This window comes from Luteibacter anthropi (assembly GCF_023699965.1).
In the GTDB taxonomy this organism is placed as follows: Bacteria; Pseudomonadota; Gammaproteobacteria; order Xanthomonadales; family Rhodanobacteraceae; genus Luteibacter; species Luteibacter anthropi.
The window spans coordinates 784,659-810,589 of record NZ_CP077072.1 but is presented as its reverse complement, the minus strand read 5'-3'; the positions used below and the strand labels follow the sequence as shown (position 1 = coordinate 810,589).

24 protein-coding genes and 1 pseudogene are annotated in these 25,931 nt (G+C 61.7%); 12 read left to right on the top strand and 13 right to left on the bottom strand.

Features of this window, described 5'->3' with window-relative positions:
- Positions 1-51: 51 nt before the first annotated feature.
- The 3 genes from KR767_RS03705 to KR767_RS03695 form a co-directional block, all read right to left on the bottom strand.
- Complete coding sequence (locus KR767_RS03705) at positions 52-750, bottom strand: HAD family hydrolase (protein ID WP_250878142.1); 699 nt, start codon at positions 748-750, stop codon at positions 52-54.
- Positions 751-753: 3 nt separating this feature from the next.
- Positions 754-2,247, bottom strand: coding sequence for a LysM peptidoglycan-binding domain-containing protein (locus tag KR767_RS03700; RefSeq protein ID WP_250878141.1), 1,494 nt, complete (start codon positions 2,245-2,247; stop codon positions 754-756).
- A gap of 236 nt (positions 2,248-2,483) precedes the next feature.
- Positions 2,484-3,854, bottom strand: a complete 1,371-nt coding sequence (locus tag KR767_RS03695; RefSeq protein WP_425602720.1) for a Do family serine endopeptidase — start codon at positions 3,852-3,854, stop codon at positions 2,484-2,486.
- A 368-nt stretch (positions 3,855-4,222) separates the two neighbouring features.
- Here KR767_RS03695 and KR767_RS03690 point away from each other — a divergent pair, with 368 nt between their 5' ends.
- The 3 genes from KR767_RS03690 to KR767_RS03680 all read left to right on the top strand — a co-directional run bounded on the left by KR767_RS03690 (position 4,223) and on the right by KR767_RS03680 (position 8,429).
- Entirely contained in the window at positions 4,223-6,370 is a 2,148-nt protein-coding gene (locus KR767_RS03690) for an adenosylcobalamin-dependent ribonucleoside-diphosphate reductase (RefSeq protein WP_250878140.1), read from the top strand.
- 22 nt (positions 6,371-6,392) lie between these two features.
- Positions 6,393-7,598, top strand: a complete 1,206-nt coding sequence (locus KR767_RS21425; RefSeq protein ID WP_425602719.1) for a hypothetical protein — start codon at positions 6,393-6,395, stop codon at positions 7,596-7,598.
- A gap of 78 nt (positions 7,599-7,676) precedes the next feature.
- Positions 7,677-8,429: a TSCPD domain-containing protein gene (locus KR767_RS03680; RefSeq protein WP_250878139.1), complete on the top strand. Its 753-nt coding sequence runs from the start codon at positions 7,677-7,679 to the stop codon at positions 8,427-8,429.
- A 1-nt stretch (position 8,430) separates the two neighbouring features.
- Here the strand turns inward: KR767_RS03680 and KR767_RS03675 are convergent, their stop codons facing one another.
- A complete protein-coding gene (locus tag KR767_RS03675; RefSeq protein ID WP_250878138.1) occupies positions 8,431-9,213 on the bottom strand; it encodes an HNH endonuclease in 783 nt (260 codons plus the stop codon).
- Between the two features lie 130 nt (positions 9,214-9,343).
- Here KR767_RS03675 and KR767_RS03670 point away from each other — a divergent pair, with 130 nt between their 5' ends.
- Positions 9,344-9,895, top strand: coding sequence for a lysozyme inhibitor LprI family protein (locus KR767_RS03670; RefSeq protein ID WP_250878137.1), 552 nt, complete (start codon positions 9,344-9,346; stop codon positions 9,893-9,895).
- A 148-nt stretch (positions 9,896-10,043) separates the two neighbouring features.
- On the opposite strand, the gene KR767_RS03665 is transcribed toward KR767_RS03670, so the two are convergent.
- Together KR767_RS03665 and KR767_RS03660 are read right to left on the bottom strand one after the other, a co-directional pair.
- Entirely contained in the window at positions 10,044-10,931 is an 888-nt protein-coding gene (locus tag KR767_RS03665; protein WP_250878136.1) for a restriction endonuclease, read from the bottom strand.
- A 228-nt stretch (positions 10,932-11,159) separates the two neighbouring features.
- Positions 11,160-11,903 (bottom strand): SDR family oxidoreductase, encoded by a 744-nt coding sequence (locus KR767_RS03660; protein WP_250878135.1) that lies wholly within the window; start codon positions 11,901-11,903, stop codon positions 11,160-11,162.
- 100 nt (positions 11,904-12,003) lie between these two features.
- Between KR767_RS03660 and KR767_RS03655 the strand changes: the two genes are divergently transcribed.
- The 4 genes and pseudogenes from KR767_RS03655 to KR767_RS21420 all read left to right on the top strand — a co-directional run.
- Positions 12,004-12,900 (top strand): AraC family transcriptional regulator, encoded by an 897-nt coding sequence (locus KR767_RS03655; RefSeq protein WP_250878134.1) that lies wholly within the window; start codon positions 12,004-12,006, stop codon positions 12,898-12,900.
- A 359-nt stretch (positions 12,901-13,259) separates the two neighbouring features.
- Positions 13,260-13,454, top strand: a complete 195-nt coding sequence (locus tag KR767_RS03650) for a hypothetical protein (RefSeq protein WP_250878133.1) — start codon at positions 13,260-13,262, stop codon at positions 13,452-13,454.
- Between the two features lie 480 nt (positions 13,455-13,934).
- Positions 13,935-14,456, top strand: a complete 522-nt coding sequence (locus tag KR767_RS03645; protein ID WP_250878132.1) for a lysozyme inhibitor LprI family protein — start codon at positions 13,935-13,937, stop codon at positions 14,454-14,456.
- A gap of 21 nt (positions 14,457-14,477) precedes the next feature.
- Positions 14,478-14,999 (top strand): annotated as a pseudogene (locus tag KR767_RS21420) (VgrG-related protein); the annotation flags it as partial.
- A gap of 139 nt (positions 15,000-15,138) precedes the next feature.
- On the opposite strand, the gene KR767_RS03640 reads toward KR767_RS21420, so the two are convergent.
- A protein-coding gene (locus tag KR767_RS03640) for an IS3 family transposase (protein WP_425602707.1) occupies positions 15,139-16,214 on the bottom strand; the annotation gives its coding sequence in 2 pieces (ribosomal slippage) (positions 15,139-15,956 and positions 15,956-16,214; 1,077 coding nt in all).
- 94 nt (positions 16,215-16,308) lie between these two features.
- Here KR767_RS03640 and KR767_RS03635 point away from each other — a divergent pair.
- Positions 16,309-17,037, top strand: a complete 729-nt coding sequence (locus tag KR767_RS03635; RefSeq protein WP_250879219.1) for a peptidoglycan-binding domain-containing protein — start codon at positions 16,309-16,311, stop codon at positions 17,035-17,037.
- Between the two features lie 85 nt (positions 17,038-17,122).
- Here KR767_RS03635 and dbpA read toward each other — a convergent pair whose 3' ends face one another.
- The 4 genes from dbpA to KR767_RS03620 all read right to left on the bottom strand — a co-directional run bounded on the left by dbpA (position 17,123) and on the right by KR767_RS03620 (position 20,715).
- Complete coding sequence (gene dbpA, locus KR767_RS03630) at positions 17,123-18,496, bottom strand: ATP-dependent RNA helicase DbpA (RefSeq protein ID WP_166952313.1); 1,374 nt, start codon at positions 18,494-18,496, stop codon at positions 17,123-17,125.
- Between the two features lie 35 nt (positions 18,497-18,531).
- The gene (locus KR767_RS03625; protein ID WP_250878131.1) at positions 18,532-19,470 is read right to left on the bottom strand and encodes an ornithine cyclodeaminase family protein; all 939 of its coding nucleotides are present in this window, start codon (positions 19,468-19,470) and stop codon (positions 18,532-18,534) included.
- A gap of 7 nt (positions 19,471-19,477) precedes the next feature.
- Positions 19,478-19,801: a type III PLP-dependent enzyme domain-containing protein gene (locus KR767_RS21415; protein ID WP_425602718.1), complete on the bottom strand. Its 324-nt coding sequence runs from the start codon at positions 19,799-19,801 to the stop codon at positions 19,478-19,480.
- Between the two features lie 74 nt (positions 19,802-19,875).
- Positions 19,876-20,715: a restriction endonuclease gene (locus KR767_RS03620; protein WP_250878130.1), complete on the bottom strand. Its 840-nt coding sequence runs from the start codon at positions 20,713-20,715 to the stop codon at positions 19,876-19,878.
- Between the two features lie 364 nt (positions 20,716-21,079).
- Between KR767_RS03620 and KR767_RS03615 the strand changes: the two genes are divergently transcribed.
- Positions 21,080-22,405, top strand: coding sequence for a lysozyme inhibitor LprI family protein (locus tag KR767_RS03615; RefSeq protein ID WP_250878129.1), 1,326 nt, complete (start codon positions 21,080-21,082; stop codon positions 22,403-22,405).
- A gap of 17 nt (positions 22,406-22,422) precedes the next feature.
- Complete coding sequence (locus tag KR767_RS03610) at positions 22,423-22,881, top strand: PH domain-containing protein (protein WP_166952328.1); 459 nt, start codon at positions 22,423-22,425, stop codon at positions 22,879-22,881.
- A gap of 98 nt (positions 22,882-22,979) precedes the next feature.
- On the opposite strand, the gene cycA is transcribed toward KR767_RS03610, so the two are convergent.
- Positions 22,980-24,353, bottom strand: coding sequence for a D-serine/D-alanine/glycine transporter (gene cycA, locus KR767_RS03605; RefSeq protein ID WP_166952331.1), 1,374 nt, complete (start codon positions 24,351-24,353; stop codon positions 22,980-22,982).
- A gap of 218 nt (positions 24,354-24,571) precedes the next feature.
- Positions 24,572-24,925 carry a response regulator gene (locus tag KR767_RS03600; protein ID WP_250878128.1) on the bottom strand — a complete coding sequence of 118 codons (354 nt, stop codon included), beginning with the start codon at positions 24,923-24,925 and terminating at the stop codon, positions 24,572-24,574.
- Between the two features lie 145 nt (positions 24,926-25,070).
- Between KR767_RS03600 and KR767_RS03595 the strand changes: the two genes are divergently transcribed.
- The gene (locus tag KR767_RS03595) at positions 25,071-25,928 is read left to right on the top strand and encodes an STAS domain-containing protein (protein ID WP_250878127.1); all 858 of its coding nucleotides are present in this window, start codon (positions 25,071-25,073) and stop codon (positions 25,926-25,928) included.
- The last annotated feature ends 3 nt before the right edge of the window (positions 25,929-25,931 follow it).

Below are 25,931 nucleotides of genomic sequence, written 5' to 3'. Positions count from 1 at the left end.
GCGGTCGTTGGCAACCGCGACAATGGATGATTGCAATTGAAGGCCGCTATTCTACCGGCGGGCATCGACCGAGTTGTCAATCCAGTCGGCAAGAGCGGTCATGTCGGTGAACTCGAAATCGGGTGTGGGGCCATGCGACCAGCGCTCGCCCGTGCGATTCAGCCACACCGTGCGCAGCCCGGCTTCGCGGGCACCCACCACGTCCAGCAGCGGGTCGTCGCCGACATGCAGGATCTCGGCCGGGCTCACGCCCAGCTCGTGGGCTGCGGCTAGGAAGATCTTCGGGTCTGGCTTGGCAAAGCCCACGCGGCCGGCGCTGAGGCGGGCCTTGAACAGGTGGTGCAGGCCGATCATTTCCAGGTCGGCATTGCCGTTGGACACGCTGGCGATAGGCACTTTCGCAGCGATGCGTTCCAGGGCCGCGAGGCTGTCGGGATACAGCTCGACGTTGTTGCGTGCCACGTAATAGATGCGCCAGAGCTCTTCGACCGGGGCATCCTCGATGCCGCAGGTGGCGAAGGCGTGGCGGATGGTGAGGCGACGCTGCTCGCTGAAATCGTGGGCGAGATGCGGGTAGTCGCTGGAGATCTTCTCGCGCAGTTCGCGCATGGCCTGGATAGGCCATGCGCTGGCAACCGCGGGGTGATGCTCCTTGAGCCAGCGATCGGCGCAGTGCTCGGCCTCGATCAGGGCCGGCAGTACCGGCCACAGGGTGTCATCGAGGTCGAGCGAGACGGCGCGGATCAGCACGGCTTAGCGGGCACCGACCTTGAGCACCTGGCCGGGCTTGACGTTGTTGTCCTTCAGGCCGTTCATGGCACGAAGCTGGTTCACGTCGATGTTGTGGCGCTTGGCGATGGAATAGAGCGTGTCGCCGGTGGACACCTTGTAGGTGTGCGAGGCAGCAGCAGGCTTCTTCTCGGCCTTGGCCACTTCCTTCTTTTCCACCTTGGCGGGCTTGGCCTCCTGCACTTTGGCCGGCTTGGCTTCGCTCACCTTCGGCGTTTCGATCTTGCCCGAGGGCTTCTCGGAGCTGTCGGCCGGAGCCAGGGGCTTGGCGACCGGCTTGCCCTTCACGGTGACCACGTCGGACGTGACCTTGGCGAACTTGCCGCCACGCTTGCCGTTGTCGGACACGGTGATGGCATCGGCGTGGATACCCGAGAAACCGACGTGCGCGGTGGTGGCGACGGTGCCCTGCACCTTCGCGAACTGCGACGGCTCGGCGGCGGCGACCGCGGCCTTCGGCTCCTTCGTCTTGCCACCCTTGCCCTTGGTTTCGGCCTTGGCGACGGCTTCCGGTGCAGCAGCCGGAGCGGCAGCCACGGCGGTTGGCGTGGTCATCGGTTCGCCCACGTTCGCGCGGGTACCGACCACGGAGGCGATCTTCGCGCGACGCGCGGCATCGCCCGAGGCGAGGGCCAGGCCATCGGCGTAGGGCACCAGGCTATGCGCACGCAGCAGCGAGCTGCCGGAACCGGACGTGACAAACGCCAGGAATTCCTTGATGTCGGCCGCCTTCGGATTGGCGTCCTTGGTGACCAGGTAGAGCTCGGTGTAGAGCGGATAGGCGCCGCTGCCCACCGTGGACGACGACGGCGCGACGCCATCGATCGAAAGAACCTTGAGCTTCTTGTTGCCTGCCGCGCCGGCGAGCGTGCTAGCGCCGAGGCCGTGGCGGTCGAGGGTGACACCCTCTTCCAGCTTGGCCACGTTCACGTAGAGGCGGGGCGCTGCCACCGGCTGGTTGCCGCGTCCGAACAGCAGCTTGCGCATGCTGTATTCCACGCCGTCGCCCGGGCTGGCCACCGAGTAGAGGTTGATCGGCGCGTCGTCGCCGCCGAGGTCCTTCCAGTTGGTGATGCGGCCCATGTAGATGTCATGCAGCTGCTTGAGCGTGATGTTGCTCACCGGGTTCGACGGGTAGGTGACCATGACCAGCGCGTCCCACGCCACCGGCGTGAAGGTCAGCGCCTGTTCCGCGGCGCCCACGCTCGGACGAGCCGAACCGGCGAGGTCGGCCGTGCCGTTGACCACGGCATCGATGCCCGAGGCGGTGTTGAAGGGCTGCAGTTCGATCTTGCCCTTGCCGGATTTCTCCCATGCCTTGGCAACATCGGTGACCACGCCACGCGCGGTGGTGATGTCGCCACGCCAGACAAGTTGCGTTCCAGCGGCAAGAACGGTGGCAGAGGCGCTAAGGCCGATCAGCGTGGCGGTGAACAGTCGCGCGAGACGAAGAGACATGGACGGCAAGAACCTCGGAAGGAACGGGGTAGGCTGAAGGGCGCAATTGTGGGCTATTGAAGGCCCGCGCGCACCATTGACGTCGTTCAGCATCCTGCCCTCCCGAAGCCGAACCAAAGCTGACGCTGTAGGAGCGCGCCCCCACACGCCCATTTTTGTAGGAGCGCGCCTTGCGCGCGACCGGATCGGAGCGACCCGCTCACATCTTCCGACCCGGTCGCGCGCAAGGCGCGCTCCTACAGGACGACGTAGTAGACGGCGTCGTCACGGACGACCGAGAGCAGCAGCTGCCGCACCGGCAGCGAGCCCGTCGTGGGCAGTGACTTCACACCGTTGATGCGCTGCTGGGCGATGGCGACAATCACGTCGCCGTCACGTAATCCGGCCTGATAGGCCACCGAACTGCGCGACACCGCACTCAGGACGATGCCATACAGCCCCTGCGATTTCTGGTCCGACGACAGGTCGTTCAGCGTGACCCCCGCCAGGCGCTTGTCCACCTTCGCGCCATCCAGCGTCGCCAGCTTCACCGCCTCGATCGTGGCCTCCACATCGCGCGGCGTACCATCGCGGCGCACCGCCAGCTTCACCTGCGCGCCCAGCGGCAGCAGGCCCTCGGCATTGCGCAGGTCCTGTGCGCCGCGCACCGGCTTGCCGTCGATGGCGGTAAGCACGTCGCCCGTCTGCAAGCCCGCGCCATCGGCAGGCGAGCCCTGGTTCACCCGCGTGACCACGGCGCCATTGGTGTCCTTCAGCCCCAGCGCCTGGGCGATGCGTGGCGTGATGTCCTGCACTTCCACGCCCAGGTTGCCGCGACGGACCTTGCCGTAGGCGAGCAGTTGCTTCATCACGCCCGTGGCCAGATCGGTGGGAATGGCGAAGCCGATGCCCACGTTGCCGCCCGAGGGCGTGAAGATCATCGAGTTGATGCCCACCAGCTCGCCGCGCAGGTTCACCAGCGCGCCACCGGAATTGCCCGGATTGATCGAGGCATCCGTCTGGATGAAATTCTGGAAGCCCTTGCCCAGGCCCGAACGCCCCAGTGCAGAGACCATGCCCGACGTGGCCGTCTGTCCCAGGCCGAACGGATCGCCCACGGCCACCACGAAATCGCCGACGCGCAGCTGCGAGGAATCGGCCACGGGCAGGGCCTGCAAGCGCTCGGCGGGAATCTGCAACACCGCGAGGTCGGTATCCGGATCGGTGCCGACCACCTTTGCCTTGAAGTCGCGCCCGTCCTGCAGGGTGACCGTGATGTCGTCCGCACCACCGGCGACATGGTTGTTGGTGAGCACATAGCCCTTCCCGGCATCCACGATCACGCCCGAGCCCAGGCTCTGCTCCACGCGCTCGCGCGGCACGCCCTGGCCGCCGAACAGCTGGCGGAAGATCGGATCGTCGGCATACGCATTGCGCGTGCGCACGCGTGTCTTCGTGGAGATGTTCACCACCGCCGGCGTCACCTTCGCCAGCATCGGCGCGAGGGAGGGCAGGGGTTCGCCGTTGACGGCCGGCGGCAGCGAGGCGAAGGCGGGCGGAGCCAGCGCCATGGCCAGGGCTGCGCCGAGCAGCAGGGAGGGAAGTGGCCGGTGAAGGCGAGAGGTCATGGAAACGCTCCTTGGCAGGTGTGCTCCGGGCACGTGGATCGCCGCATTCGACCACGCCGGCACGCATCGGTTTCATGATGCGCGACAGCGTTTTCCGACACTTTACATCGCCATGCGCCGGGGGTAAGGTTCGCCACGTCAGCAACCACAACATCTTGTGTTTCGTTAACTGATGATCATCAAGAAGTGGTGTTGTGGCTCGTGAGATTCCTGCTTCAAACCATCGCCCGCAAACGGTTTTCCGCGCGCGGTAACGCAGAGACGGTCGATGGGTCGGCGCCGCTTCCGGGGGAGGGCTCCGACACGGTGCGACGACGCTCCCATGGCAACAGGCCGGACACGCATCCGGCTGAGAGGATGACGACGACATGAGCACTGCACGTGCGCACGCGATGGGCATCGATCCCGCGGCCATTCCGTTACAGCCTGCCTCGTACGACATCTGGGACAAGAAGTACCGCCTGAAGGCCAAGTCCGGCGAGCCCGTGGACGACTCCGTGGACGGCACCTTCCAGCGCGTAGCCCGTGCGCTGGCCGACGTGGAGGCCACCCCCGAATTGCGCGAACACTGGAATGCCCGCTTCCTGTGGGCGCTGCGCCGTGGCGCGATTCCGGCCGGCCGCATCACCTCCAACGCCGGTGCCCTGGCGCACAAGCCCGCCACCTCCACGATCAACTGCACCGTGTCGGGTACCATCGCCGATTCGATGGACGACATCCTCCAGAAGGTGCACGAGGCGGGCCTCACCCTGAAGGCCGGCTGCGGCATCGGCTACGAGTTTTCCACGCTGCGTCCGCGCGGCGCGTATGTGTCCGGTGCCGGCGCCTACACGTCCGGTCCGCTGTCCTTCATGGATATCTACGACAAGATGTGCTTCACCGTGTCGTCGGCCGGCGGCCGCCGTGGTGCGCAGATGGGCACCTTCGACGTGAGCCATCCGGATGCCCGGGAGTTCATCCGCGCCAAGCGCGAAAACGGCCGGCTGCGCCAGTTCAACCTCTCGCTGCTGATCACCGATGGCTTCATGGACGCCGTTGAGCACGACCGCGACTGGCCCACCGTCTTCCCGGTGCACGTGAAGGAGCGCGACGAGATCGACCTGGACGACGCCAGCAAGGTTCTCTGGCGCGAATGGCCCATCCACGAGAACTACGTGGTGCGCGAGGACGGCCTGGTGGCCTGCAAGATCTACGGCCAGATCCGCGCGCGGCATTTGTGGGACATGATCATGGTCTCGACGTACGACTACGCCGAGCCCGGCTTCATCCTCATCGATCGCGTCAACGAGATGAACAACAACTGGTGGTGCGAGCAGATCCGCGCCACCAACCCCTGCGGCGAGCAGCCGCTGCCGCCCTACGGCTCGTGCCTGCTCGGCTCGGTGAACCTCACCCTGTTCGTGCGCGACCCGTTCGGCCCCAAGGCCCGCTTCGACTGGGACGAATACCGCGAGGTGGTGCGCGTGTTCACCCGCATGCTCGACAACGTGGTGGAGATCAACGGCCTGCCGCTGGCAGAGCAGCGCGAGGAAATCCTGTCCAAGCGCCGCCACGGCATGGGCTTCCTCGGCCTGGGTTCCACCCTCACCATGCTGAAGATGCGCTACGGCTCCGCCGAGGCGGTGTCCTTCACCGAGGATGTATCCCGCGAGATGGCGGTGGCCGGCTGGGAAGTGGCGCTGGACCTGGCGAAGGAAAAAGGCCCGGCACCGGTGCTGGCGCGCGAGTACGTCGTTACGGGCGACATGCTGCGCAAGCGCCCGGAAATGGCGAGGGATGGATGGGAATCCGGCGACCGTATCCGCGGCAGCGTGCTCCACGCCAGGTATTCCCGCTACATGCAGCGCGTGGCCGGCGTGGCGCCGGCCCTGGTGGACGCCCTGGCCGAGACCGGTGCCCGCTTCACCCACCACACCTCCATTGCCCCCACCGGCACCATCTCGCTGAGCCTGGCCAACAACGCCTCCAACGGCATCGAGCCCAGCTTCGCCCATCACTATTCGCGCAACGTGATCCGCGAAGGAAAGAAATCGAAAGAAAAGGTCGAGGTGTACAGCTACGAGCTGCTGGCCTACCGGGCGCTGATCAACAGCGAGGCGATGCCATTCACCGACGATCCGAAGATCCGGCTGCCGGAATACTTCGTGGCGGCCGACGACATCGGCCCGAAAGAGCACGTGGACATCCAGGCCGCCTCGCAGAAGTGGATCGACAGCTCGATTTCCAAGACAGCGAACGTCCCTACCGATTATCCTTACGACGACTTCAAGGACATCTATTTTTACGCCTACAAGCAGGGTCTGAAGGGCTGTACCACCTTCCGTTTCAACCCCGCCGCGTTCCAGGGTGTACTCGTCAAGGAAGCCGATCTTGAGAGCACCCACTACCGCTTCGAATTGGAAGACGGTAGCGTTGTCGAACTGAAGGGCAATGAAGAAGTTGAATATGACGGCGAGATGCACACCGCCGCCAACCTCTTCGATGCCCTGAAGGAAGGTTATTACGGCAAGTTCTGAAACCCCGCGGAGAGGGAAACCTATGTCCATTGAAAACCAGACCGTCGAGGGCGAGTTGCCCGTAAACGACATCCAGCCCGAAGACAACGTCACCACCGTCACCGGTGAAGACGCTGCCTCCGACGACACCCATGCCTCGGCCGAGTCGGTCGAAGACACCGCCGCTCCGGTCGCCCCGAAGCCGGTGGTGAAGAAGAAGCCGGTCGCCAGGAAGGTCATCGAGGCCGCTCCGGCTCCCGCCGACTTGTTCGAAGGCACGGCCGATCACAGCGATTCCGACTTCGCCGATCACCCGGTGTCCGACGAAGCCCCGGTCGCCAAGATCAAGAAGCCGCGCAAGCCGGCCGTGAAGAAGCCCAAGCCGGTTGCAGCCGAAGCCGCTCCGGTGGCTGACGTGGCCCCGGTGGTTGCCGATGAACCGGCCGCTCCGGCGCCGGCGAAGAAGGCTCGCAAGGTGGTCAAGAAGGCGGCTGCGAAGCCGGCTGTCGTCGAAGCCGCTCCGGCCAAAAAGGCTGCGAAGAAGGCCCCGGCGAAGAAGGCCGCTGCTGCTGAAGAAGCACCGGTGAAGGCTGCTTCGAAGAAGGCCGGCAAGAAGGCCGCTCCGAAGAAGGCCGCCGCCAAGAAGGCTGCCAAGAAGGCCGCGCCGACCAAGGCTGCGTCCAAGAAGGCTGCAAAGAAAGCCGCTCCGAAGAAGGCTGCGGCCAAGAAGGCCGTGAAGAAAGCCGCTTCGAAGAAGGTCGCCGCCAAGAAGGCGGTGAAGAAGGCCGCTCCGAAGAAGGCTGCCGCCAAGAAGGCCGTGAAGAAGGGGGCTTCGAAGAAGGTGGCCGTCAAGAAGGCCGCCCCGAAGAAGGCCGCGGTCAAGAAGGGCGCAGCAAAGAAGGTTGTCGCGAAGAAGGCGGTCAAGAAGTCGGCAGCGAAAAAGGTTGCCGTCAAGAAGACCGGCCGCAAGGTTGCAGTAAAGAAGGCCGTCAAGAAGGCAGCCAACCGCGTCGTCCGCAAGGCGACGGCCGCCAAGAAGGCGGTGAAGAAGGCAGTCGGCAAGGTCGCCCGCAAGGTGACGGGCCGCGCTGCTGCCAAGAAGACGGTCCGCAAGGCCGCAGGCAAGACGGTTGCCCGCAAGGCAACCGGCAAGAAGACTGTCGCCAAGGCGGCGGTCAAGAGGTCCACTGCCAGCAAGACCGGCCGTACGTCGGCGCGCAAGACCGCCGGCCGTGGCCGTCGCAAGTAAGTAGCACCCATCCGACCCGGCGCCTGCGCCGGGTCGGATACCCCGTCGGGCACATCGCTCGCAGCAGGAAACCGAGTCATGGCGATCAGGATCGAGAAGAAGATCACGGGCTACCAGGTCATCAAACCCGATGACAAACCCGCCCCGACCGCCACGCCGGCCGAGGAACCGGCCGCCGAAGTCATCCAGATGCACGAAAGCCTGGAGCGCCCGGACACCCTCCTGGGCAACACGTACAAGATCAAGTCGCCGCTCTTCGAGCACGCGCTGTACGTAACCATCAACGACATCGTGCTCAACGCCGGCACCCGGCACGAACAACGACGCCCCTTCGAGATCTTCATCAACTCGAAGAACATGGACCACTTCCAGTGGATCGTGGCCCTCACCCGCATCCTCTCCGCCGTCTTCCGCAAGGGAGGCGACGTGACCTTCATCGTCGAAGAGCTCAAGGCCGTCTTCGACCCCCGCGGCGGCTACTTCAAGGCCGGCGGCATCTACATGCCCAGCATCGTCGCCGAGATCGGCGCCGTCATCGAACAGCATATGAAGTCGATCGGCCTGATCCAGGCCCCCGAACTCGACGAAGCCACCCGCCAACTCATCGCGGAAAAACGCGCCGCCTACGAATCCGCCACCACCCCCACCCCTGTAGGAGCGCGCCTTGCGCGCGACCCATCGCCCGAATCACAACCAGACACCGAACCGCACACCAACGCGGCAGGGTTCCCTGCGGGGGCTACGTTGTGCAGCAAGTGCAATGCGCAGGCGTTGGTGATGATGGATGGGTGTCAGACTTGCTTGAATTGTGGGTATTCGAAGTGTGGGTAACTTATTGATTAAATGAGTTCTTCTTCGGGTGGGTTAGTGAGGCGTCATGAAGCCGGTCACGCAACTCCTGAACCGTGATGACATCCTTCTTTCTATGAAGCATGGCATGGCAATTGGGGCAGACCGGAATGAGGTCCTTGATAGGATCAACTAGATAAGGCCCGCTCGCTGAAGATATCGGTTTGTGATGATGGACGTGAATAAAACCTTCGCCCCAGGTACCGTATTTTTTAGCAAAATCCATATCGCACACCTGGCAAGTTGCACCGTAATGCTTGATGCACTGGGCTCTTGCCGCGGGGCTTCTTTCGTAGTGCTTCGCGATCGCCTCGACTGAGGCTCCTTCTTTGTGTGTGCTTATGGCGCGGACGTATGGATCTCCTGCGCTGTTCTGCAACGAGAATGACCACCAAACCCCAACAGGCACGGCATCATCAACGCTCACAGCGTGTGCTAGGCCGATGTAAGTAAATGGTTCTGAATTGTTTTCTCGAAAAAAAACGTGAACTTCCGCGCCGGCGGTAACCATGCGTCTTATAGATTCATGAGTAGCCTTAGCTCCCGTTTTTCCCGTCCAAAATAGATCATCTCCTTCAAATCTATTCGCATAGTCGTGCCCGGTCCTGCCGGCGACTCCGACATTGCAGAAGATGAAGTAGGCACCTTGATACTCGAAATAGCCGTTTACGTACGGTCCCCACCTAGGTACGGGATTCATGCCCAGAAGGGCTAAAACATCGTTCCTAGAATACCTATGGCTGTTTACAAATGAGAATGTCGTCATGGCTTCCCCCTTCGGAAGACAAGACGCATTCTAATATAGAAGTGAGAATACTCTCATCACTAATGGCTGGCTCCGGCGATTGAGGCCTTGCTATACGGTTAGAGCCACGCTTTGAGATGTGGCATTCCGCATGCAATGGGTTCATGGGATGACATCAATGCCAGGTTTTGCGGAGAATCAATGCGATGTCTGTTCAGGTGGGCATACTTTGCCTAGACTGACATGGGTCTGGGAGGGGCTCGAAATCTTCGGGAGCAAGGCTTGGATGTGGTGTAAATCTATTTCTGCCGTGTTGCTATTTACCACTATCCTCAATTCCTCGGTGGCTTTGGCTAAACAATCTTCTGCCGATCGCCCAGCCGAGATTGGCCTACGCCTTTCTTATCAGGAGTGCATCAACGCTTCTGGCGGAGTAAATCCCGCTATGCGAGATTGCATGAGTGTCGAATTCGCATTTCAGGACGAGCGCCTGAACGCCGTATACAAGAAACTCATGGGAACGTTGGTCGCGGAAGAGAAGCAATTGCTTCGAAATGAGGAGCGGAGTTGGATAAGGCATAAAGATGCTGCCTGTAGCGCGGGCGACGAACCAGGTCAAACGGACGAGGTCACGGCATATGATTGTGTTGTCATTGAAACAGCCCGGCGTGCGCAGGAACTGGAACACCGGATTGGGAAGTAATGGATAAAACTCAGCCATGACAGCTTGGTTGGATATCTGGCATTTCCAAACTAAGTAGATGCGGTTCCGGCGCCATAGCCTTGAGGATGGACTCGCGATATTCCGGCATCAAGATCGCTTGCATTCCAATTCGAGAAGCAGCCGAACCTCACTCTCCTTCCAAAACCGGAGTCGTCTTCTCAAGAATCTTCATCGACTCCGCGTTCTTCCGCTCCCACTCCTTCATGTCATCGACTTGCTCTGATGTTACGGCATGGATCGATGGGGCATTCTGCCCAGAAGAAATTTCCGGGATCTGCCGTACCGCATAGACGACATTTAATTGGGATGGCGTCGAATTGATGGCATGAAGTGCCGGGGAAGCCGTGGTGCTTGGCTGTCGCAAATGCTCCATGGCCGACGCTTGCTGCTTACGGAGCATTTCCTGTGTGTCCTGACCGAACTTTTGCATGGTGTACTGGTAGTAAAAATAGCCGCCGAGCAGAGTGGCAAGTGGAATGACCGTCTTCAGAACAAGCTTGGCGATCCACGATTCAGGCTGCGATTTCCTGGGCTGTCGTTTGTGTTGGCGTCCGGCTTGCCTTGCCCATGAAGGTATGTCGCTTCCAGTGTTGAACGTAGCGTCCTCCAGAGGTAAACCGAGCAGCTTTCTTAGCTGGAGTCCGTCGATAAGTTCAATCGACGACGTGCGCATAGATGCTTCACGAGCTGCCTTGGTGAATTCCCCGGAAGTGATCAGGATAGCGCCCGTTGCGCCTTGGGTGTGCATTACGCCGATGAGTTCATGCACTGCGTTGTGGGGAACTTGTAGTGCATTCCAATGCTTGCACTGGACGACAATGTACTGATTGTCGCGGTAGAGCTTCAGGTCAATGCCGCCATCGGTTTGCCGGCCACCTTGGCCGGTGCCGCTATGGTCGACCCGATATCCCTGCCCAACGTAGTGGTTTGCGATCAGGCGCTCGAACGCATCCCAAGATATGCCCGTCAGCGTATCGGTCCAGCGCTCACCTACCGGTTTTCCGCGTCGGCTCATAGCATGACTTCGTCGCGCCATGTCGCCGTCTGGTTGAATGCTCTATCCATGTTCGCCCCTGTCCGCCTTCTAAGGCGGCTCGTGTTGAGCCGCCTGTTAAGAATAATGGACGGGATAGTAGTTTGGGATTACGAGATGGCCGGATTTGCCGTAAAGGCTTAAATGCATCAGCTACTGGTAAGGGCTCTCAGTGGATGCCATTAATGCCGAAGCTTCCCTGCTTTTGGGTCAGCTTGCCCGAGCCCACTGCACAGCATCTTCCCCGGCCGGGATTAGCATCGCACTCTCCGGCTCATTCACCGCCCGCCACACCGCTTCCGACACATCCTCCAGATATGTAATCGGCCCCGGCTCCTGGAACCTCGCGAACACCTGCTGCGCAAGTCCCGCATAAGCCTCCGGAATCGCACCATCCATCCGCGTCTGCGCGTTGTCACCAAACCGCGTGTCCGGTGCCCGGCCAGGCATCACGACACGAACGTGAATACCAAACGGTTCCACTTCCAGGGCCAGCGACTCCGTAAAAGCATTCACCGCCGCCTTGCTCGCCGTATAAACCGGCAGCAGAAGCAACGGCCGCAGCGTGACGGATGACGTGACATTCACGATGACGCCTGCCTTACGTTCCCGGAACTGGGGAAGCACGGCCTGCGTCATGGCGATGGTGCCGAGGGTATTGGTCTCAAAGACCTCCCGCACCGTTTGCATCGGCATCCCTTCCAGCGCGCCCAGCCAGCCGATGCCGGCATTGTTGACGAGGGCGTCGATGGGTCCTGCGGCCTCGATGGCCCGGCGAATGCTTTCGGCATCGGTGACATCAAGCGGCAGGATACGAAGATTGGTCGTGTGGGGGAGGGCATCCTCGCTAGGCGTACGCATCGTGGCGATGACCTTCCAGTCGCGTTCGAGAAAGTGCCGCGCGATGTCGCGGCCAAAGCCGGACGAACAGCCAGTAATAAGGACGGTTTTCATGAGCCACTCCATCAAGTGATCGGAACCTGAAAGACGATAGGTCCCGGCCTTCGGACTTGCTACCATTCCAAGTCCGAGTTTCTTTGGCAGGAGTCCGGCCGTGACCGATCCCTTGGCCGAAGTCGTCGCGCTGCTCCAGCCGCGTGCCGGCATAACGAAGCGGGTATGTGGGGCTGGGCGCTGGCGTGTCCGGCGTACGGAGGTGGGGCAGCCGTTCTATGCGGTGATCCTCGAAGGCACCAGCTGGCTGTTCCGCGAAGGCAAGGAACCCACCGTGCTGCGCGAAGGTGACTTTGTCCTGATCCCTGCGGCGCAGGATTTCACCATGACCAGCTTCGATCCGCCTACTGCGGAGGAAGCGGAAGTACCGCCCCTCGTCCTTGCGCCGGGTGAGATCTGGCTGGGCACGCCCGGCGTGCCGCCCGATGTGCGTTCCCTCATTGGCCACTGTTCGTTCGAGTCGGCGGATGCCTCCTTGCTGGTATCCCTGATGCCCGAGGTGGTGCTTGTCCGCGATGGCGGTCGCCTTGCGGCGCTGGTCGGGTTGGTCAGGGATGAGTTCCGGGCGGAACGTCCCGCGCGCGATGTGGTGCTGACTCGTTTGCTGGAGGTGTTACTGATCGAGGTGCTGCGATCGACCATGGATGTCACGGCATCCCCGGGTCTGTTGCGAGGGCTTGCCGATGTGCGGCTCGCGGCGGCCATTCGTCGGATGCATGAGCGCCCCACGCAGGCGTGGACAGTGGCTCAGCTGGCGAAGGAGGCGGCGCTATCGCGCTCGACGTTCTTCGAGCGATTCAACCGTGCGGTGGGCATGGCACCGATGGAATACCTGCTCGCCTGGCGCATGGCGCTGGCCAAGCACATGCTGGGGGGGAAGGAGGCCAGCGTGAGTGAGGTGGCGCAGCGGGTGGGGTATGGGTCTGCGAGTACGTTTAGTGTGGCGTTTACGCGGTATGTGGGGGTGGCGCCTTCGCGGTATGCGGTGGAGGGATGATGCCGGCGAAAGTATTCAAGGTATATTCGTCAATGAATGTAAAGTATTAATATATATGACTATTTTTGGATAGAATCTATTCGCGTACCTATCCATGCCTCCGGGAAGTTGATGCAATCCACGTAGCACAGCGCTCACTTCTTGCTTGGTGAGATATCCATCAAGTACATGTCCGCGTCTTCGAACGGCTGCTAAGGCCTTGGGCGCGCGAGCGAGATGGAACCTACATGAGACATGAAAGCGACGGCGCCTTGATTATCCGAATGGCTGCATAGAGCGTGGGCGGCGCCGCCTGATCAAGTACCACCGTGGCGACGAACATACTTTGCCGCAATGGGCGGGCGCATGAGAGTGCCTGGATGACATCCATCTTTCGTTTCTCGGCTGGTGCCCTTGCCGCCTTGATCTTTCTTCCTTGTACTTCCATGAGCGAAGAAGGCGAAATTTTCAAAGCGAAAACGATGGTTCAGATGACGGACGCAGAAAGACTGATTCCGACTGCAAAGATGGATACGCTTGCTAACAAAGTAGGCCAGAAAGGAGGTCATTTCTAAGACGATAAGCTGCCTGTCATGTGAAGATCAGGCTCGATCCATCAGGTAATTCTGCTTACATCGATCTTGACGAACGGCTTGGCCCTCATTCCGATGGCGGCGAGGTCGCAGATTTGTCGGACAGCATTCGCTTTGCTCTGGAAAAATACACAAACAAGATAGGCGGTACGGTCACATTGAGATATACCTGTGATGGTAAGCCAGATAGCGTTCTGGTATCCCGAATGCAAGTAATCCGTTAATGGGCGCAGGGAGCGCCAGATATGGCTCAGTCGATTTGGATGGACGGTTCATCATGTTTCATGATTCTGTGGGTCATGACACATCGATACTGCCATTTCTGCGCCTATTTCAGTTTTCCAATGCGCGTGGGATTGATCTCATGGTATGTGGGTATCTGCCTCATTGTCAGTTTGATGGCATGATTTATAGACCTGGCGGATTAGATGTCGCTAGGACTGGTTTGCTTCAGGAGTATTTATGCACGTTGGTATTTCAATGCTAAGAAGATCGGATCTAAGTAGAAGATCAATTTTGCGCGCATCACGCTTTCGTCAGCAGGAAAATCTCGATGCTTCTCGTATGGCCTTGAGTTTTCTTCTTCTGCTATTTCCCATTGTTGCGTCTTCCACAGGGCTTCGCGTCGTAGCGCCTGCAGTGGCTTCTGCAGACGAAGATGAGGCGCTAGGTCTGCATGCTGCCTACATAGATTGCCTGGAGGGCGGCGGGTCGACCACGGAAGCGCTGCTTCATTGCACTCATGATGAGTTCGCGTTCCAGGACAGGCGCCTAAACGTTGTTTATAAGAAGCTGATGACCGGATTGTCCAGTGACGAAAGGGATAGGCTTCGAAATGAGGAGCGGAAATGGATTTCCTATAAAGAATCACGATGCGCTCTGAAAGCCGATGCAGGTACGACAGATCAGGTCGGCGCATCAGATTGTTTTGTAAGAGAGACAGCCCGCCGGGCTGCCGAGCTTGAGAAGCGTTTGCTTAAGTAAGATCCGCTGGAGGGAGAGGGTATGGACAGAGACAAGTGGAAGCTGGGTGACACAGCGTCCTTGTTTGAGAGCCAAGGAGGAGCTGGGGCGGTATCTCCAGGTTCAGGAGATAGCGGTGGTGTTTCATATGGGATCTATCAATTCTCGAGTAAGGCCGGCACTGCCAGGGAGTTTGTTGCTCAGTCTCAGTACTCGGAACGTTTCAAGGGATTGACGCCAGGTACCGAGGAATTTAGCAGTCGATGGCGGGAAGTGGCGGCCGAACATCCTGACTTCGGGAGCGAGCAGCACCAATTCATCAAGGAGACCCATGTCGATCCGATTATTTCCGTCTTATCTAAGCGCGGCATTGATGTAGGTGAAAGAGGGCCCGCCATCCAGGACATGGTCTGGAGTATGTCTGTCCAGTACCGTAATCGAACACCTGCCTTGATAGAGCGAGGGCTTCGAGAATCGTACGGTGAACACTTCGATGTTGGAGATATCACCGACGAAGCAATGGTCCGGGCTGTCCAGTCCTCTAAATTACTTCATGTGAATAAGGATTTTTCCTCGTCCGCAGAAGCAGTTCGTCTCGGTGTGGAGACTCGCATTCTTGCGGAAGAGGCTGCACTTGTCAGGCTGGCTTCAACGGGCTCCGACGTCCCCCCGCCTTCAGTAGCGGTCCGGTTTGAGTCCCGAGTTACTGTAACTGTTTTGCGTAGGCAGCGGGCGTCAGTCCGCCCAGTGCTATCTTCGGTCGCTCCTCGTTGTATTCACGGCGCCAGTTTTCGATTTCTGTGCGGGCGTGTAGAAGACTGGGAAACCAGTGCTCGTTGAGGCATTCATCGCGCAGTCGTCCATTGAATGATTCGATGTAAGCGTTCTGGTTCGGCTTGCCGGGCTCGATAAGCCTCAGCTGCACGCCACGGTCATGAGCCCAGCTGACCATGGCCTTGCCGCAGAACTCCTTTCCGTTATCGCTGCGAATCACCTTCGGTAGGCCGCGCGTGATCGCCAGGCGATCCATGACACGCGTCACGCCGATGCCCGAGATGGCCCGCTCGATTTCGATGGCGACGGCCTCATGCGTCGCATCATCGACGATCGTCAGGCATTTGATGACGCGGCCCTCGGCAGTACGATCGAACACGAAATCCATCGACCAGACCTCGTTCGCAGCCGCCGGGCGCAGCAGCGGCTGCCTTTGGGTCGGCGGGATTTTCTTTCGCCTGCGCTTCCGCACCTGGAGGTTAGCTTCCTGATACAGGCGCTCGACCCGCTTGTAATTGACCGTGTGTCCGGCTTGGCGAAGCTTCAGATAGATCATGCCTACGCCATAGCGTTTATGGCGATTCGCCAGCGCGCAGATCATCTCGCGCAGTTCGACGTTGCGGTCGGGGCGCGGCTCGTAGCGATAGGCGCTTGCGCTCATGTCGGCAATCGCCAGCGAACGGCGCTCGCTTAGTTCCCGGCCGACCAAGTAGCGCACCAGCTCACGCCGATCCGGTGCGCTCACCATTTTTTTCGCAGAGCGTCCTTGATGACCTCGTTTTCCAGAAGCTGCTCGGCGAGCAACTTCTTCAGGCGGCTGTTCTCCGCCTCCAGGTCCTTCAACCGTTTGGCCTCGGGCACGCTCATGCCGCCGAACTTGCTCCGCCACAGGTAATACGAGGCCTCGCTGAAGCCGTGTTTGCGGCATAAGTCTTTGACCGGCATGCCGGCTTCGACCTCACGCAGGAAGCCGATGATCTGTTCTTCGGAAAAGCGCTTCTTCACGTCCAATCTCCTTCTCGTGGGGAATTGGACTCGAAACCGGGGCACTACTCAAATCTGGGGGGACGTCGGCTCCATTGGCACTTCTGCCGATACGGTGAATGATTGGCAGGAAGCATCTCCGATTCGCAAAGGCGCCTCCAGAGATCGGATTCTGGATGTACAGGAGAAGTTGCGGTCGTTAGGAATAAATGGCGATGGCTCGCCTGCTATTGAGCCTGACGGAAACTTTGGTCCAGCAACTAAAGAAGCGGTGAAGGCTTTTCAGCGTTCTGTTGGGTTGCCACCTACGGGCGTTGTCGGCGGCTTGACCATGCATTACCTTGACGAGCAGTTTTCTGTCCAGCAGAACACTGATGTCCCTGCTGAGCGAATGGCGTCTCAGGTCTGCCGGCTTGATGACTCCACTCATCCTGATCATGATTTCTTCAAGACGACACAGAGCCGCGTGTGGGCGCTTGATCAGTCTCTCGGTCGGTCGCCAGATCAGCATTCGGACAACATAGCTTCTGCTTTGACTGTGCAGGCAAGGTACGACGGTTTACAACGCATAGACCAGATTGCGTTATCCCCTGATGGGAGCAAGCTGTGGGCGGTAGAAATGCCCGCGGGGCGAACAGACCATCTGTTCGATAAACGGACTTGCGTTTCAACGGCATCAGCAAATATGACGATGGAAGAGAGCGCGGCTTCTTGGCCGACGGCCTTTCAGCAATTTCAGCAGAAAGCTGCTGAGCAGAATCAGGACCAGCAGCAAGCACATGCGGCTACGCAGACTGATGCCCCGCCAGGTCCTGCTCCCGGCGGCCCGACACTCAGTCACTGATAGGAGCGGGCGGACTTAACTATCCGCCCGTTTAATTCGCAAGCGTGGGAACTGGTGGCTTCGTGCGGTATGTAACTTCGGGCAATCAGCCCAACGGCCGAACCCGGAACGACCGCCCCTTGATCTTCCCTTCGCGCAACCGCGCGAGGGCCTTCCCCGCCAGATCGCGCTTGATCGCCACATACGCACGCGTGGCATACACATCGATCTTGCCGATATCCGCCGCCTTCAACCCGGCATCGCCCGTAAGCGCGCCAAGAATATCGCCCGGACGCAGCTTGTCCTTGCGACCGGCATCGATGACGATCGTCTTGTTCGGCGCGAGGTTGAGCACTTTCTTTCCATCGCCCGGCTTCGCGGGATAACGCGCAATTGCTCCACCCGCACGCTCCTCAATGGAACGCAGCTTGTTGAGCTCACGCGAGCCCACAAGCGTAATCGCAAGCCCGGTAGCCCCCGCGCGACCCGTACGACCGATGCGATGCGTATGCGTATCGGCATCATGTGCCACGTCATAGCTCACCACCAGCGGCAGGCCTTCGATGTCGAGGCCGCGTGCCGCGACGTCGGTGGCCACCAGCACGTTGCAGCTACGGTTGGCGAAGCGTACTAGCGCTTCGTCGCGGTCGCGTTGTTCGAGGTCGCCGTGCAGGGCGAGGGCGGAGAAGCCCAGGCGGTCGAGCTCGGCGGCGAGGTCGTCGGTGTCCTTGCGCATGTTGCAGAAGACGAGCGTGGATTCCGGCTTCTCGTGGGCCAGGATGCGCGAGAGCACGGCGGTCTTCACCGGGGGCTCCACTTCCACCACGCGCTGTTCGATGGTGGTTTCGTTGTGCGGTTCATCGATGCGCACGATCACAGGATCGTTCTGCACGCGGCCGCTGACGGCGCGGATCTCGTCCGGGTAAGTCGCGGAGAACAGCAGCGTCTGGTGATGCTTGGCGATGCGCTTGACGATGTCGTCGATGGCTTCTTCGAAGCCCATGTCGAGCATGCGGTCGGCCTCGTCGAGCACGAAGGCCTTGATGCCGCCGCCGTGCAGGCTGCCGCGCTTCAGGTGTTCCTGCACGCGGCCGGGCGTGCCCACCACGATGTGCGGGTCATGTTCCAGCGAGGCCAGCTGCGGGCCCAGCGGCATGCCGCCGCACAGGGTGAGCAGCTTGATGTTGGGGATGTTCACCGCGAGGCGGCGGATGGCCTTGGCTACCTGATCGGCCAGCTCACGGGTGGGGCAGAGCACGAGGGCCTGGAGGCGGATTTCCTCCGGGTCGATGCGTTGCAGCAGGCCCAGGCCGAAGGCGGCGGTCTTGCCGCTGCCCGTGCGGGCTTCGGCCATCACGTCCCTGCCGGCGAGGATGTGCGGCAGGCTTTCGGCCTGCACGGGTGTCATGCCGGGGTAGCCGAGGGATTCCACGGCGGACAGCAGGGAGGGGGAGAGGGCGAGCTGGCTGAAGTCGTTCATGCGCCTATGATCGCATGAACGACTCCCCTCACCCGTCAATGTCCCTGATTTTCCTGGGATCGCAGCCACGCCTGGAGGATGGCCTCGCCGATGTAGAGGTCCTGCACGGAGATGCCCGAGCTGTCGAACACGGTGATCTCGTCGTCGCGGGTCCGGCCCGGGTGGCTGCCGTCGAGCACATGGCCGATGGACGTGGCGGGGACGTCGGCCGGCGCGTGCTGGAATTCGCCCACCACGCGCGACTGGCGTTCGAGGTCACAGAACAGCGTGCCTTCGCGCAGCAGGGCCACGGGCAGTTCCTGCTTGCCCACGGTGTCCGAGCCCATCGACGAAACGTGCGTGCCGGGGCGCACCCAGGCGGCGTCGAACAGCGGTGCGCGTGAGGTGGTCACGGTGGTGATGATGTCGGCCTGCCGGCAGGCCGCTTCGGCCGCCTCAGGCCGGGCATTGATGCCTTGCGCCTGAAGGCCGTCGCAGAAGGCAGCCACGCGGGCCGGATCGCGGCCCACCACCAGCACCTGACGAATGGGGCGCACCAGCGCCAGGGCCAGCACCTCGTGGTGGGCCTGATGGCCGTTGCCGAAGACCGTGAGCGTGGCGGCATCCGGGTGGGCCAGCACGTCAGCGGCCACGGCGTTGGCGGCGGCGGTGCGGAATGTGTTGACCTTGCCGCCTTCGATCACCGCCGCGATGCGGCCGCTTTCCGGATGGAGCAGGACGATGCTGGAATGATGGTTGGTCTCGCCACGCGCTTCGTTGCCCGGCCAGTAGCTGCCCACCTTGAAGCCGGTGAGCGTGGGCGTGGTGGCGGACTTGATACCGAACCGCTGCCCTTCGCCCGGTCCGTTGCCGATCACCACGGGAAAGCTCTGGCAATCCGGCAGGACGGCGGCGGCAAGGGAAGCGCGGATGGCGTCATAGGCCATGTGCCGGGTGATGAGCGCGGCGGAGGTGGCTTCGTCGATGATGTGCATGAGGTCGTTACCAGCCCCGGAATCGCGGCCAGTAGGGAGCGGCCCCGGGGGCATCGGAAATCACGTGGGTGCCGTCGAACTGGGCGGCGGTCGAACAGGCGTGGTGGGGCAGGACGCGCAGCAGCGTGCCAACCGGAAATCCGGTGGTACGCAGGCCTGATTCCGGCGTCGGCTGCAGGATACCGCGCTCCTGATTAAGCGCGATTGGACGAATCCCGCGTATGGCTTGACCGTGTACCCCGCAGAAGCCCCGGCCTGCCGCTCGAAAACACGGCGGCGGGCTGTTGTAGGAGCGTGCTTGCGCGCGACCGACACGAAGCGTTATCTCCATAATCACCGACACCTTGCATGTGGCCTGTCGCACGCAAGGCGCGCTCCTACAAGGGGATGGTGATCGTGTGATGCCTAGCGAAGTTCGCTTGTCGATCCGTCAAGAATCTTCATCGACTCGGCGTTGCGTCGGGTCCATTCCACGACATCGCGTTTGGATACGGGAGCCTCGCGTGCCACCGCCGGACGACCATGGATGGTATTGAGCTCGCTTGCACCATGCGGCGTGGATATCGACGGTAGCGGAATCGGTGCAAGCCCCATCACCGGCTGGCTGGGCGGCGCGTCGCGCAACGCGGCCATCTGCGCCTGCTGGATTTCATGGATGTAGAAGCGATAAAGCGTCATCAGTGCCACTGCCATCACGAGTACGGCAGCGGCGGCAGCCATCAGGTGCATATGTCGCATGGGTGTACGTGCGGAAGGTACCGAAATGATCGTGTGTCCCCGTATGCTGGTTTTCCACGACGGTGGCGGCAGGGGTGGCGGCGGTGCGATGGCCACCGGCTCATGGATGGGGCCAAGCATCGCGCGCACGGCGCGACCGTCAATCAAACGGATATGCCGGAACTTCGCCGCGGCATCGATGGCCGCCTTGGTGAATTCGCCGGAGGTGATGACGATGGCGCCGGTCGCCCCGGCCGTATGCAGCATGCCGATCAATTCATGCACGGCGTCGTGCGGCACCTGGAAGGCAGGCCAGTGCTTGCACTGCACGAGAATGGTTTCCGGTGCACGATGCAGCTTGAGGTCGATGCCGCCATCGGTGTGCCGGGTCTTCTGGCCGCTGCCGGTGTGTTCCACTTCATAGCCGTTGAGGCGGAAGTGTTCGGCGATCATCCGTTCGAAAGCCTGCCACGACACGCGGGTCAGCGCGTCGTCATGGCGATAGCGAACGGGACGGAAGCCGCTCATCGGACGACGTTCCGCAACGACTGGACCCTGTGACGCCGAAGAGCGTCCGTGCAGACTTCCATGGCATTCCCCTGTGCCATCCTGACGCCCGCCCCCTCGGCCGGCCGGATGGATCGCCCGACTATAGCGGCTTATCGGAGGGGCGCGGCCGGCGCCAAAGGGTTGTGGCCGAATTTGGGTATCGCCTGTGTCGGTTGCGTTACAGGGCTGCGGGTGGTGATCAAGCCTCACCCGATGAACGTCTGCTTAGGGTCACGATAGACGCAGCAGGTCCAGCCATGGTGTCCCGGTACCCGGCACGGTCTAATTGCGCCGGGACGAAGACGGGCCATCGGGGTCCGCCGTCGGGAAAGGAGTGTCGTCGATGAAGGGTCTGATCGGGCTGGCGCTGGTGCTGTTGGCGCCGGGCGCAGCAAGTGCGGCGGGTTTCGATTGCGCGAAGGCGTCCAGCGAGGCAGAGAAACAGGTATGCGCCTCGCCGAAGCTTTCCGCCCTGGACAGCGACCTGGGCAAGGCATTCCAGGCCGCCGTGCAGGCGCATCCCGAGCTGGCCGATGCGATCCGCCTCGATCAGCGGCACTGGCTGGCCGGTCGCGACGATGTGACGTGGGGATTCAAGGCCAGTGCGCTGGACAATTCGATCCAGGAATCGCTCACCGGCCTGTATCAGCGACGTATTGCCGTGCTGAAAGGCGTGGGCAACAGGCCGGGTGGTCCCCTGGATGCCGTGCAGTCGGCATTGCCAGGGATTCCCGCGGGAACCACCGATGTGGTCAAGGCGCTGGCTTCGGCAGGTGTGCTGACGCTTGCCAAAGAGGTTGAGGTACCGGACCCGAAGTCGCTGCCATTCCAGGCCGACGAATCGCTGCGCAAGCAGATCGATATGGACGACGGTCGCCTGACGAACCGTGTGCTGGATGGCTCTCCCCTCGGGTCGCTTTATGCGCTCGGTGGCACGGCCAATTGCTATTCCGAGGCGCCTTATCGACGGGATGGAAACAAAGCAGTGGGCGTGGATATGCCTCCGATCTGGGGCACCGACTGCATGACGCGACATGAAATCGCCCGCATCGGCAGCGATGTCGTCGCGTTGAGGGTGGACGGCGGCACTGCGGAAACCACCTTTGCCGCCAGCCGCTGGCAGGGCAAGGCATTCGGCCCCGCCGTGGAACTGCTTGCACGCTTCGACGTCACCCTTGCCCTGAAAGGCGCCGCCTGCGCACCGAAGGAATCGCCCTGCGATGAGTTCGGCAAGCTGGCCATGCAGTACGCCACGCGTTATGCGTTGCGTCCGCAGCCGGGCACCATCGACCGGCTGGACAAGGGGATGGACAAGGCGGCTTATGCGGCAGCCGTCGCTGTGGCCACCGCACCCGACGGTATTGCGCCGAAGGGCAAGGACACCGGTGCCGCCGAGCTGCCCACCTTCGGCAGCAAGATCACGGGCTACAACATGAGCGGCTATGCCAGCGAGGCCACCACCTTTCCGATCCGTTTCCGCAACGAAACCCTGCTGGGCCTGATCGGGCACGGGCATGTGGGCTGGCGTCAGAACGACGACTGGCTGGTGTCCGCATGGCGGCTCAAGGGCGGCAAGCTGGAGCCCGTCGCTTCTGCATATATCGAGGCCAACCCGGGGCGTATCCTGTTCTCGTCGTCGGTGCCACCCACGCCAAGGCCCTCTTTGTGAACGTTTTCGCCACCACCATGAGCAGGTCGGTCCGCTGGACGGGCATGCTCACCCTCGTGATCCTGTTTCTCGTCGTGGGGCTGATGGCCTCACGGCCGAATGCCACCTTCAGCGTGCCGCTGTCCGGGCTGTTGCTGGTGATCCTGTCGATCACTTATGCCTTGTCGCCCTTTCGCTATGAAGTGGCTGACGGGCAACTGGTCGTGCGCCGTCAGGTGGGGCGTGCCACGGCGAACCTGCGCGGGGCGAAGGTCGAGATCGATCCGGAGGCCTTCCAGGGGTTGATTCGTACCTTTGGCAACGGCGGGTTCTTTGCCGTGCATGGCATGTACTGGTCGCGGCGACTGGGCTCGGTACGGGTGTTCGCCCGCAACCGTGATCACGGCGTGGTGCTCACGCTGGCGACGGGCAAGAAATGGGTGCTGTCGCCGGACAACCCGGCGGCCTTCGCAGCAGCGATAAAAGCCCAGTCCTGACCCTGTAGGAGCGCGCCTTGCGCGCGACCGGTTATCGCGAGAACCTTTTTCTTTCGCAATAACCGGTCGCGCGCAAGGCGCGCTCCTACAGGGGTGGGTCAGGCTTTTTTGCGGCGCAGGAAGTAGCCGGCGCCCAGGATCGCGAACCAGACGGGGCTGGCGATCAGGGCCTGCCGGGTGTCGCTTTCCAGGGTGAGAAGCACCAGCACGAAGGCGAAGAATGCGAGGCAGGCGTAGCACATGAACACCCCGCCGGGCATCTTGTAGGTCGATACGGCGTGCAGCTCGGGGCGCTTCCTGCGATACGCGATATAGGCGCACAGGATCAGCGACCACACGAACATGAAAAGGATCGCCGAGAGCGTGGTCACCAGGGTGAATGCGGTGACCAGGTTCGGGATCATGTACACCAGCATCGCGCCGCCGAACAGGCAGATGCACGAGAACAGCAGGCCATTGGAGGGCACGGCGGCGCGCGAGAGCTTCTTGAAGGGCTTCGGCGCGTGGTCCTCTTCCGCCAGGCCATACATCATGCGGCTGGTGGAGAAAATGCCGCTGTTGGCCGACGAGGTGGCCGAGGTCAGCACCACGAAGTTGATCAGGCTGGCGGCGGCGGGGATGCCGGCAAGCACGAACAGTTCCACGAAGGGGCTCTTGCCGGGCAGCACTTCACGCCACGGCGTCACCGACATGATGACGATGAGCGACAGTACGTAGAACAGGATGATGCGCACGGGGATCGAGTTGATCGCCTTGGGCAGGTTGCGTTCCGGGTTCGCGGTTTCCGCTGCCGTGGTGCCCACCAGCTCGATACCCACGAAGGCGAATACGGCAATCTGGAAGCCGGCGAAGAAGCCGCCGACGCCCTTGGGGAAGAATCCGCCGTCGCTCCACAGGTTGGTCAGCGAGGCCTGGTGGCCGTCCGGAGAGTGGAAGTGCCAGGCGATCATGCCGAAACCGGTGACGATGAGCGCGCAGATGGCCACGATCTTGATCAGGGCGAACCAGAATTCCAGCTCGCCGAAGAGCTTCACGGTGGTGAGGTTCAGCGTCAGCAGCAGGAGCACGCACAACACCGCGGGAATCCACGGCGCCAGTCCGGGGAACCAGAACTGCGCGTAGGAGGCGATGGCGATCACATCCGCGATGGCGGTGATGATCCAGCAGAACCAGTAGGTCCACCCGCAGAAGAATCCGGCCCACGGCCCGAGCAGGTCGGTGGAGAAGTCGATGAACGACTTGTACTCCAGGTTGGACAGCAGCAGCTCGCCCATGGCCCGCATCACGAAGAACAGCATGATGCCGATGATGAGGTAGACGAAGAGGATGGACGGGCCGGCGAGGCTGATCGTCTTGCCCGAGCCCATGAACAGGCCCGTGCCGATGGCGCCGCCGATGGCGATGAGCTGGAGGTGGCGGTTGGAAAGGCTGCGCCGGAGATGCTCGGGCGAAGCGTCCTGCGGAAGGGACATGGGCGGCGGCTCGCAATCGTACGAAGCCCCGCAACATACGGGGGCCGCGGATCGGCCACAAGGGATAAAAGTATCGTGTCCTGTTAAATGAGGCGAGGCGCACGGGCTGGCCGGAGCGGCGAGTCGTATGCTGCGACGCGGCATGACACACCCTGTAGGAGCGCGCCTTGCGCGCGACCGGATGCCTGTGCCTGATCGGTCGCGCGCAAGGCGCGCTCCTACAGGGTGACTTCGCGTAGGGCGGCTACCAGGGTTTTCCGGTCGTAGGGCTTGGCGAGATAACGCATGCCTCCGGTAAGCCAGGGGTGCTGGTCCTTGTGCTCGCCGGAGGTGACCAGCACCGGCATGTCGCTATGGCGCAGGGCCAGTTCCTGCCCGGTCATCGTGCCGGGCATGCGCACGTCGGTGAACAGCACGTCGGCCTTGCCGGTCTGGAGCCATGCCTCGGCCACATCCGCATTGGGTGCGGTATGCACGGTATGTCCATCGCCCTCGAGCAGCATCGCGGTCAGTTCGCGGATGGTGTCGTCGTCTTCGACGAGCAGCACGACGAGGGGGGATGGGTGGGTCATGGGTATCCGGGAGCCTGGTGGAGCGGTTGATCGCGTGCAGATATCGCCTTGGACGTGAAGCCAATGTCAACGCGAACGCCTTGCATTCGCGCTATTCCATTGCCGCCCGGCTCCCCGCATCATAGCGTTTTTAAAGGGGGTACCCATGTCCGCACTCAGCCAGCGCACCATCGATGCCATTCGCAGCAACGAGTCCACCCTGCTGGCGAGCTGGTCCGCCAACCTGGAGGCCAGTGGTGCGTCGCGGGACATCCGTATCGCCCACTCCGAATTTGAGGCGCAGACGCGGGAATTCCTCCGCCTGCTGATCAACGGCTCGTCCACGGGCGATGCAAGCAGCGTCGCCAGCAACGAGTGGAGCGAAACGCGCGCCTTTCTCGAAAAGCTCTCGCGCAGCCGCGCGACGCAGGGCTTTGATTCGGCGCACACGGCGCAGTTCATCTTCTCGCTGAAGCAGCCGCTGTTCGAACTGCTGCAAAAAGAATACGCAAGCGATCCGGCCGACCAGGCGGGGCAGCTGTGGGCCATTTCCGAACTGCTCGATTCGCTCGGCATGCACACCATCCGCACGTTCCAGAAGTCGCGCGAGGAAGTCATCGCCCGCCAGCAGGAGGAAATGCTGGAGATGTCCACGCCCGTGGTGAAGCTGTGGGACGGCGTGCTGGCGTTGCCGATGATCGGTACGCTCGACTCCCAGCGTACCCAGGTGGTGATGGAGTCGCTGCTGCAGCGGATCGTGGATACCGGTTCGGAAATCGCCATCATCGACATCACGGGCGTACCCACCGTGGATACCCTGGTGGCGCAGCACCTGCTGAAGACGGTCACCGCCATCCGTCTCATGGGTGCCGATGCCATCATCAGCGGCGTGCGTCCGCAGATCGCCCAGACCATCGTCCACCTGGGTCTCGATCTCCAGGGCATCGTGACCAAGGCCAATCTCGCCGATGCGCTGGCCCTGGCGCTCAAGCGCTCCGGTGTCCAGGTCAGCAAGGCGGGCTGACGC

Bases quoted from the DNA above. Each gene is read 5' to 3' on its own strand.
- KR767_RS03695 (WP_425602720.1), bottom strand. From the start codon at position 3,854: ATGACCTCTCGCCTTCACCGGCCACTTCCCTCCCTGCTGCTCGGCGCA.
- KR767_RS03680 (WP_250878139.1), top strand. From the start codon at position 7,677: ATGGCGATCAGGATCGAGAAGAAGATCACGGGCTACCAGGTCATCAAA.
- KR767_RS03690 (WP_250878140.1), top strand. From the start codon at position 4,223: ATGAGCACTGCACGTGCGCACGCGATGGGCATCGATCCCGCGGCCATT.
- KR767_RS03595 (WP_250878127.1), top strand. From the start codon at position 25,071: ATGTCCGCACTCAGCCAGCGCACCATCGATGCCATTCGCAGCAACGAG.
- KR767_RS03615 (WP_250878129.1), top strand. From the start codon at position 21,080: ATGAAGGGTCTGATCGGGCTGGCGCTGGTGCTGTTGGCGCCGGGCGCA.
- KR767_RS21415 (WP_425602718.1), bottom strand. From the start codon at position 19,801: ATGGAGATAACGCTTCGTGTCGGTCGCGCGCAAGCACGCTCCTACAAC.
- KR767_RS03660 (WP_250878135.1), bottom strand. From the start codon at position 11,903: ATGAAAACCGTCCTTATTACTGGCTGTTCGTCCGGCTTTGGCCGCGAC.
- KR767_RS03675 (WP_250878138.1), bottom strand. From the start codon at position 9,213: ATGACGACATTCTCATTTGTAAACAGCCATAGGTATTCTAGGAACGAT.
- dbpA (WP_166952313.1), bottom strand. From the start codon at position 18,496: ATGAACGACTTCAGCCAGCTCGCCCTCTCCCCCTCCCTGCTGTCCGCC.
- cycA (WP_166952331.1), bottom strand. From the start codon at position 24,353: ATGTCCCTTCCGCAGGACGCTTCGCCCGAGCATCTCCGGCGCAGCCTT.
- KR767_RS03610 (WP_166952328.1), top strand. From the start codon at position 22,423: ATGAGCAGGTCGGTCCGCTGGACGGGCATGCTCACCCTCGTGATCCTG.
- KR767_RS03650 (WP_250878133.1), top strand. From the start codon at position 13,260: ATGACATCCATCTTTCGTTTCTCGGCTGGTGCCCTTGCCGCCTTGATC.
- KR767_RS03700 (WP_250878141.1), bottom strand. From the start codon at position 2,247: ATGTCTCTTCGTCTCGCGCGACTGTTCACCGCCACGCTGATCGGCCTT.
- KR767_RS03670 (WP_250878137.1), top strand. From the start codon at position 9,344: ATGCAATGGGTTCATGGGATGACATCAATGCCAGGTTTTGCGGAGAAT.
- KR767_RS03625 (WP_250878131.1), bottom strand. From the start codon at position 19,470: ATGCACATCATCGACGAAGCCACCTCCGCCGCGCTCATCACCCGGCAC.
- KR767_RS03645 (WP_250878132.1), top strand. From the start codon at position 13,935: ATGCACGTTGGTATTTCAATGCTAAGAAGATCGGATCTAAGTAGAAGA.
- KR767_RS21425 (WP_425602719.1), top strand. From the start codon at position 6,393: ATGTCCATTGAAAACCAGACCGTCGAGGGCGAGTTGCCCGTAAACGAC.
- KR767_RS03665 (WP_250878136.1), bottom strand. From the start codon at position 10,931: ATGAGCCGACGCGGAAAACCGGTAGGTGAGCGCTGGACCGATACGCTG.
- KR767_RS03620 (WP_250878130.1), bottom strand. From the start codon at position 20,715: ATGAGCGGCTTCCGTCCCGTTCGCTATCGCCATGACGACGCGCTGACC.
- KR767_RS03600 (WP_250878128.1), bottom strand. From the start codon at position 24,925: ATGACCCACCCATCCCCCCTCGTCGTGCTGCTCGTCGAAGACGACGAC.